Below are 7,353 nucleotides of genomic sequence, written 5' to 3'. Positions count from 1 at the left end.
GGGGCCGGGCGAAAAAGATGGGGGTCGAACCAAGGATTCGAGCGGCCGACGTATTTGGAAATGAGGTGGGAGTGACGGGGGCAGAGCCGTCGTCGCTCAAGGGCTTCGGGCGCAGAGCGTCCTGGGCGGAGGGGGGAAGGGTTCTGGGGGTCGATCTTCCAGAACTCCTCAAGGTTTTCGGCGGTTGTCGTCTCCAAGGCACAAGCAGGACGAAAGCGGGTCTTTGGGGGCCGCTTTCGATGAGGGGGACCCCTCGGGGGAGGGGTTGAGTCACTGGGAGCGCGTCGAGGGGGCGCGCTCCCAGTGTTTTTTCCAGGGGTCGGTCTGGATCCGCGCGGGGGCGCTGGGTCGGCCGGCCCGTTTTATTTCTGGATGGAGAGGATGACCCACCGCCGGGTGTCCACGGCGTAGACGGTGGGGACGTCCGAGATGGCGGGTCCTGCCAGGTCACGGCAGGCCGTGGGATTCACGGAGAAGCGGACGAACACCACCCCGTCTTTTCCGGGGACGCCGGTGACGTCATACGCCTCGCGCTGGTGGACGCAGACCTCGGTGGGGCTGGCGTTCCGCTCGGGCTTGGAACCCAGCGGAAGGAAGTCCTCCATCGCCAGGGTGACCGAAGCCGCCATCGTGCCGGACAGGACCTGTTGTCCTTCCGTGGGGAGAGCGATGGGGAACGCGAGGTGGGCTGCCTGCTCCGGAGGATGGACGCGGGCACAGGCGGCAAGCAGCAGGAGCGGCAGCAGCTTCCACGGTCGGGTTCCCATGAGGGATTGCAGTCTTCTACCCTCCGGAGACCACTCGCAACGGTTGTGTGCCTTCCCGCGCCGGCCGCGTGGCCCCGGCCAGCTCCAGCACGTGCGCGCCTTCGGCCTCGAAGTGCGCGCGCAGCCAGGGGTGGCAGGTGAAGGCGATGACCTGGTGGTGCTCGGCCATTCGCGCGAGGAGTCGCACCGCGCCTCGGGCCCGCTCCGGATCGAAGTTCACCAGCACGTCGTCCGCGATGAGCGGCAGCGCGCCGCGCGTCTCCCCGAAGTAGCGGATGACGGCCAGCCGGAACGCCAGGAAGAGCTGCTCGCGCGTGCCCCGGGACAACTGCTCCGCGCTCCAGTCCCTCGCCCCGTCGCTCACCCGCAGCTCCCTCGCATCGCCCGCTGGGATGAAGACGCGGCGGTATCTCCCTCCCGTCATCTCCTGGAAGGACTCGCTCGCGAGCTGGATGACGCGCGGCTGCTGCTCCTCCTCGAAGCGCCGCCGCGCCCGTCCCAGCAGCGCCAGCGTCAGCCGGTCCGCCGCGTAGCGCGTCGCCAGCTCCGCCGCCTTCGCCCGCAGCGTCTCCTCCTGGATGCGCAGCCGGTACACCCGGTCATCGTTCTCCCACTGCGACAGCTGCGTCTTCAGGCTGCCCTGCTCCGTGAGCACCGCCTTCAGCCGCTCGCCCTCGGTGCGGTAGCGCTCGCGCAGGCCGGACAGCCGCTCCTTCAGGCCCGCCTCTCCGCCCGCCGCGTGCACCTCCGCTCTCGCCACGTCCTCCTTCAGGCCCGTGAGTGCCTGCACCCGCTGGCCGTGCTCGCGCACCCGGATGACCAGCTCCGCGTACCTTCGCGCCTGCACCGCGCGACGGCGGAAGGTGGCTTCGTCCTGGCACCCCCCTTCCGCGAGCAGCGCCTCCAGCGTCTGGTCCTCTTCCAGCACCAACTGGTCCAAGCGCGCCTTCTCCGCCAGCAGCTCGCCGCGTTGTCCATCCAGGTGCCGTTGATCCGCCGCCCTCGCGCGGACCTCCTCCAGCGCCAGGGACACCCGCGCCGCCACCGTCTCCGCAGGCCCCGGAGGCAGCCCCGCCGCCTGCGCCTCCGCCAACAGCCGTGACGTCGTCGCGCCGCACGCAGCCTCCGCCACGGTGAACTCCTCTTCATCCGTGCGCAGGTCCAACAGTCGCTGCCGCAGCGCCGCGGCGTCCCGCCACAGCGTCAGCGCCGACGCCGGGGACAACGCCACCGGGAAGCGCCGCGCCAGCAGGAACGCCGACCACTCCTCGCGCAGCCCTTCCGCGCGTTGCTCCGCGCGCAGCCGGGCCTCCTCCACGCGCTGCTCCTCGCGCACCGCCCCGTCCCAGGCCGTGCGCTGCGCGTCCTCCTCGCGCACCAGCAGGTCGCGCCGCTCGGCTTGCGTCAGCCGCTCCGCCAGCAACGACTCCTGCGCGGCCAGGTCCGACAGCGACGCGCCCGGGGACATGCCCGCCGCGCCGGACGCGTGCAGCAACTCCCGCTGGAGCAGCTCCTCGCGCGCGGACATCGTCGCCTGCACCGCGCGGAATCGCTCCTCCTCCTGCTGACGCCAGCGGTGTCGCGCCGCCTGCGCCTCCAGGCTCGCGTGCCGCGCCTTCTCCACGCGGTGACGCACGAACAGCAACAACCCCACGAGCAACGCGCCACCCACCGCGCACAGCACGCCCACCGAAACACCCGCGAGCACCGCCGCGAGCACCGCGAAGCCCAGCGCCACGCCTCCCGCCGCCACCACCCATGACAGCGGCAGCAGTGAATGCAGGGGCACCGCGTCCGTGGGCGCCCGCACGCCGTCCATCTGCCGGCGCTGCTCCAGACGCTGCTCGGCCAGCCGCTCCAGGTCTCCGCGCACCGCGCGCATCCGCCCCACCGCCGCCTGCCGCTGGCGCACCTGCGCGGGCCGCTCGTCGGGCAGGGACTCCACCTCCAACTGGAGCCGCGCCAGCGACGTCTCCAGCCGCGTCCGCTCCTCGCGCGCCCGCGCCTGCTCCAGATCCACCGCGCCGAGCGCGCTGTCCGAAGCCTCCAGCCGCGCCGCCAGCGCCTCCAGCTCCCCGCGCGCCCGCGCCCCCAGGTCCAGCGCGAGCAGTCCGCCCGCGTCCACCGCGAGCCCCAGCTCCGCCAGCCCCTGTTCCAGTTGCCGCCGCCGCGAGGCGAGCGAAGCCCTGCGCGCGGGCAGGGCGCGAAGCTGCTCCGAATGTCCCGCGAAGGTGGCCAGCGCCGTGCGCAGGGCCTCGGCGCGCTCGCGCACGGGCCAGGGCGCGGCGTGCCGCTCCCGCGCTTCGTCGATGGGCGCCAGCCGCTCATGCAGCTGTGCCTGCTGGGCCCGGTACGTCTTGCGCCGCTGGAGCACGTCCTCCAGCCGCGTCTCCCCGCCCGCGGGGAAGGTGTCCAGCACCGGCAGTGACGACAGCTCCGTCCGGTCGCGCGCGAGCACCGACAAGTCCCCCAGCGCGGACTCCAGCCGCACCGCGTGGTCCAGCTCGCGAGCGGCCTCCTTCTGCGCCACCTCCAGCGCGTGGCCCTCCGCGATGCGCCCCGTCAGCCGGTCGCGCGTGGAGAAGTAGAGCGCGGGCCGGTCCCCCGCCTCGCGCAGCGCCTGCTGCACGTCCTCCAGGTCCTTCATCACCTTGTTCAATTCGGGCTTCTGCCCGCGCGGCGCGTACAGCCCTTCCGCGTCCTTGCGCAGCCGCTCCAGCGCCTCGGGCAGCCGACGCGCGCCCTGCATGCCCGCGGCGAACAGCGCCTCGGACACGCCGCGCTGCTGCGCCAGCCGCTGGAAGGACGACAGCTCATCCAGCCGGAAGGCGAACACCTCGAAGAACAGGTCCCGGGGCACGTCCGCCAGCGCCTGCGCGAGCAGCGTCTCCGGCAACGGCTGTCCCTCCGGCGTCTGCACCGTGAGCGTGCCCTCCGACGCGCGCTTCCCCACGCGACGGCGCACCACCAGCGGCCCCGCCTCCGTGTCCAACCACAGCTCGCCGCCGAAGAGCGCGCCCTCGGGTTCGTAGCGCTCCGGCTGACCGCGCTTCTCGAAGCCGAACAGCACGCCGCGCAGGAAGGCCAGCAGCGTGCTCTTGCCCGCTTCGTTGGGGCCATACAGCAGCGTGAGCCCCGGGGCCGGCGCCCCCGAGTAGCCCAGGAAGTGCCCGAAGCCATCCACCTGGAAGCGGTTGATGCGCAGTCCCGGCTTCATGACGTCTCCTCGTGGAGCTGCTCCACGCCGCGCTGTCCCGCCTGCGCCACCAGCTCCGGACGGGGCGCCTCCAGCGCGTCCACGCCCAGCCGCTTCAGGCGCTGGCCCAGCGTCGTCAGTTCCTCGTCGTCCCACAGCGCCGCGAGCGCCGCGTCGTCCTGCTCCAGCGCCCGGGCTTCCTCCAGCAGCGTGCCCATGAAGCCGCCACCGGCCCGCACCGCCTCCAGGTCCACCTCCGGCCGGCTGCCGTCCCGGAGCGACTCCAGCAACACTGGCGGATGCGCGCGCGACAGCCGCTCCCGCAGGTCCGCCTCCAACTGCGCCCTTGCCCCCGGCCGCGACAGCTCCCGGTGCAGCGGTCCGCGTCCGGCCAGCGTGAGGCGCACCGCGTGCCCGTCGAAGTCCTCCGCGCAGCGCGCCTCCACCACCTCCGTCGCCACCGCCTGGAGCGCATCCAGCGAACCCACGCCAAAGAGCGGCACGTCCAGCCGGTGCCAGCGCACCCGGTCCACCGGCACGAACCGCCTGCGCGCGACGCCGTCCTCCACGTCCACCACCACGCAGCCGCGCTCGCCCGTCTCGTGGATGTGCCGCCCCTGCGGATTGCCCGGGTACACCGCCACGCCGCCGCCGGGCAGCAGGTGCTCCGCGCGCGTGTGCACGTGGCCCAGCGCCCAGTAGTCCAGCCCGCCCGCCGCCAGGTCCGCCGCCGTGCAGGGCGCGTAGTTCGCGTGCCCCGCGTCGCCGCCCAGGTTCGCGTGCAGCAGGCCCACGCTGAAGTGCGTACCGGTGCGGCGGAACCTCGCGGACAGGTTCTCGCGCACCTCCACGTCCGGATAGGACACGCCCTGCACGTGGCACAGGCGCCGGCCCTCGCGCCGCACCTCCACGTCCTCCCACTCCGGTCCGAACACCTTCACCGACGCGGGCAGGCCCAGCGTGCCGGTGTCCCCGCTCAACGGGTCGTGGTTGCCGTGGACGATGAAGGTCTGGATGCCCGCCCGGTCCAACCGCGCCAGCTCCGAGCGCAGCGCCAGCCGCGCGCGCACGGAGCGGTCCTTCACGTCGAACAGGTCTCCGGCCAGCAGCAGGAACGTCACGCGCTCCCGCAGGCACACGTCCACGATGCGCGCGAGCGCCAGGAAGGTGGATTGCTGGAAACGCTCCAGCAGGGGCCCGTGCGTGGCGACCCCCCGAAACGGCGTGTCCAGGTGCAGATCCGCGGCGTGGACGAAGGAGAAGCGCATCGTGTGGGCAACGTACCCGAGTCTCCCCGCACGCCCGACTTTCCCTCCCCGGAGGGTGATGCTCCGGTGGACACACGGGACGTCCCGCGGTCGCACGGTGCGTCCGACTTCGGAAACCCGCCACGTCTTCCAGGCCCCACGCCCCTGCGTTTCGCGGTGGGTGGGCCGCTCGCGCCCTGCATTCCGCACGACGCCGGGACCCGGGCCTTCACGTAACCGACCGACCTCCCTGGAGTCCGTCAACGCACGGTGCGCGGTACGTCCGCTGCACCGGGGGGAGGCCATGAAACCCGTCACCTCCTGCATCCCGGGTCGCGCGGCCCTCACGCTGGCGACGCTCCTGCTCGCACCGATGGTCCAGGCGCAAGCCCCCGCCGGGCCGGCGAAGCCCGTCACGCTCACGGACCGCCCCGCGCCGCTGGCCTTCGCGGACTTCTCCTGGGTGCCCGGCAACGGTGGCGCCAGTGAGAAGCCGCTGTCCTTCGGCGCGTTCACCGGCGAGTTCCGCGCGGACACCGTCTACCACCACAGCTTCAACCACCCGCGGGACGACACGATTGCCGGCTCCAGCGAGGTCTTCCGCCACGGCGAGGTGCAGGTCACCCAGTTGGGGATTGGCGGCGACTTCCTCTACAAGAACGTGATGGGTCGGTTGATGACCCAGTTCGGCCTGTATTCCCAGACGACGCCGCGCAACGACGCGAGCCCCACGCGCGGCCAGTGGAACCTGGACGACGCCTACCGCTTCATCTCCGAGGCGTACGGCGGCTACCACTTCGATGCGCTGCGGGGCATCAACCTGCAGGCCGGCATCTTCATGAGCTACATCGGCCTGTGGAGCTACTACAACGCGGACAACTGGACCTACCAGCCGTCCTACGTGTCGTCGAACACGCCGTGGTTCTTCAACGGCGTGCGCGCCCAAATCTTCGTGAGCGACACGCTGAAGATCGAACCCTGGCTCGTCAATGGCTGGCAGTCCTACGGCCGCTTCAACGACGGCTACGGCGTGGGCGGACAGATTCTCTGGCGTCCCACCGGCTGGCTGTCGGTGGTGGGCAACCAGTATTACGGCACGGACACCCTGGGCAATCCGGGCCGCCGGCGCGTGCACACCGACGACAGCGTGATGGTGAAGTACCTCGACCGCCCGGACGGCTTCGTCAGCAAGGCGGCGGCGTCCCTCACGCTCGACGCGGGCTGCGAGTTCGGTGGCGGCGTGGGCTGCGGGTCGCAGTACTTCCTGGGGTTCATGGCCTACCACCGCCTGTGGTTCGCGCATGACCGTCTGGCATTGACCGTGGGCGGGGGCGCCATCACCAACCCCGGGCGCTACCTGGTGCTCCTGCCGCCCATCAACGGGACGACCGCGGCCTCCGGCACGCCGTACTTCACCGCGAACCCCGGCGACCGCTATCAGGCGTATGACTTCCAGGTGGCCGCGGACGTCATGCCCCAGCCCTTCATCACCTTCCGCCTGGAGTTCAACCACCGCGCGGCCAGCGTGCCGTACTTCTCCGGGCCCGGAGGCGTCACGCCGCCCGGAGGCAACCAGGGCGCGCCCGGCTCGCTCGTGGACGGCTGGAGCCCCGACCTGGTGAAGCGCGAGAGCCGCCTCACCGGCGCGCTGATGGTGAAGCTCTGATGCAAGCGGGAGGCGCGGGCCCGGCAGTCCGCCCGGCCCACCCGCGCCTCTCGCCTGTCAGGACGATGCCAGCGTGGCTAACGCGTCGTCTCGTTGCCCGAGCCGCCCATGTTGCCGCCGGAGGTGTCCATGTCGTTGCCGGTCCCGGTGGAGCCGGTGTTGCCCATGTCCGAATCCATGGGCTCCTGCATTCCGGAGCCGCCGGTGCCGGAGTCCATCATCCCGGAGCCTCCCGTGCCGGCGTCCATCATGCCGGAGCCGCCCATGCCCTCTTCGGGGGTGTCCGTGGAGGAACCCGTGCTCGGTGGGGTCTCCGGTAGGGGCTCCGGTGGGGTCTCCGTCGGGGTCGGGGACTGCATCGAGTCCCCCGTCTGGCCCGTGCCGGTGCCGCCCGTGCCGCTGCCGCCCGTGCCACCGCCCTCCTGGGGCGCCATGCTCTCCGAGCTGCGGTCCCGACTCTGACACCCGGAGAGGGCC

4 protein-coding genes and 1 pseudogene are annotated in these 7,353 nt (G+C 72.1%); 1 reads left to right on the top strand and 4 read right to left on the bottom strand.

Going from position 1 to position 7,353, the window contains the following annotated elements; all coding sequences use genetic code 11:
• Positions 1-362: 362 nt before the first annotated feature.
• From D7X74_RS36980 to D7X74_RS36970, 3 genes are read right to left on the bottom strand one after another with little or no spacing between them, the layout of a single operon-like run.
• Positions 363-767, bottom strand: a complete 405-nt coding sequence (locus tag D7X74_RS36980; protein ID WP_233602417.1) for a hypothetical protein — start codon at positions 765-767, stop codon at positions 363-365.
• Between the two features lie 16 nt (positions 768-783).
• Complete coding sequence (locus D7X74_RS36975) at positions 784-3,984, bottom strand: AAA family ATPase (protein WP_120537687.1); 3,201 nt, start codon at positions 3,982-3,984, stop codon at positions 784-786.
• A complete protein-coding gene (locus tag D7X74_RS36970) occupies positions 3,981-5,231 on the bottom strand; it encodes a DNA repair exonuclease (protein ID WP_120537686.1) in 1,251 nt (416 codons plus the stop codon). Before D7X74_RS36970 ends, D7X74_RS36975 begins: the two co-directional genes overlap by 4 nt.
• Positions 5,232-5,514: 283 nt before the next feature.
• On the opposite strand from D7X74_RS36970, the gene D7X74_RS36965 reads away from it, so the two are divergent.
• The gene (locus tag D7X74_RS36965) at positions 5,515-6,876 is read left to right on the top strand and encodes an outer membrane beta-barrel protein (protein WP_120537685.1); all 1,362 of its coding nucleotides are present in this window, start codon (positions 5,515-5,517) and stop codon (positions 6,874-6,876) included.
• A 77-nt stretch (positions 6,877-6,953) separates the two neighbouring features.
• On the opposite strand, the pseudogene D7X74_RS36960 reads toward D7X74_RS36965, so the two are convergent.
• Positions 6,954-7,353: pseudogene (locus tag D7X74_RS36960) on the bottom strand (hypothetical protein); the annotation flags it as partial.

Source organism: Corallococcus sp. CA047B (assembly GCF_003612065.1).
GTDB lineage: Bacteria > Myxococcota > Myxococcia > Myxococcales > Myxococcaceae > Corallococcus > Corallococcus praedator.
Note: the sequence above shows the minus strand (reverse complement) of the source record. Positions and strands in the feature narration are given on the sequence as shown.

What these genes read in the sequence shown, in the direction of transcription:
- D7X74_RS36970 (WP_120537686.1), bottom strand. Translation starts at nt 5,231, where the DNA reads ATGCGCTTCTCCTTCGTCCACGCCGCGGATCTGCACCTGGACACGCCG.
- D7X74_RS36980 (WP_233602417.1), bottom strand. Translation starts at nt 767, where the DNA reads ATGGGAACCCGACCGTGGAAGCTGCTGCCGCTCCTGCTGCTTGCCGCC.
- D7X74_RS36975 (WP_120537687.1), bottom strand. Translation starts at nt 3,984, where the DNA reads ATGAAGCCGGGACTGCGCATCAACCGCTTCCAGGTGGATGGCTTCGGG.
- D7X74_RS36965 (WP_120537685.1), top strand. Translation starts at nt 5,515, where the DNA reads ATGAAACCCGTCACCTCCTGCATCCCGGGTCGCGCGGCCCTCACGCTG.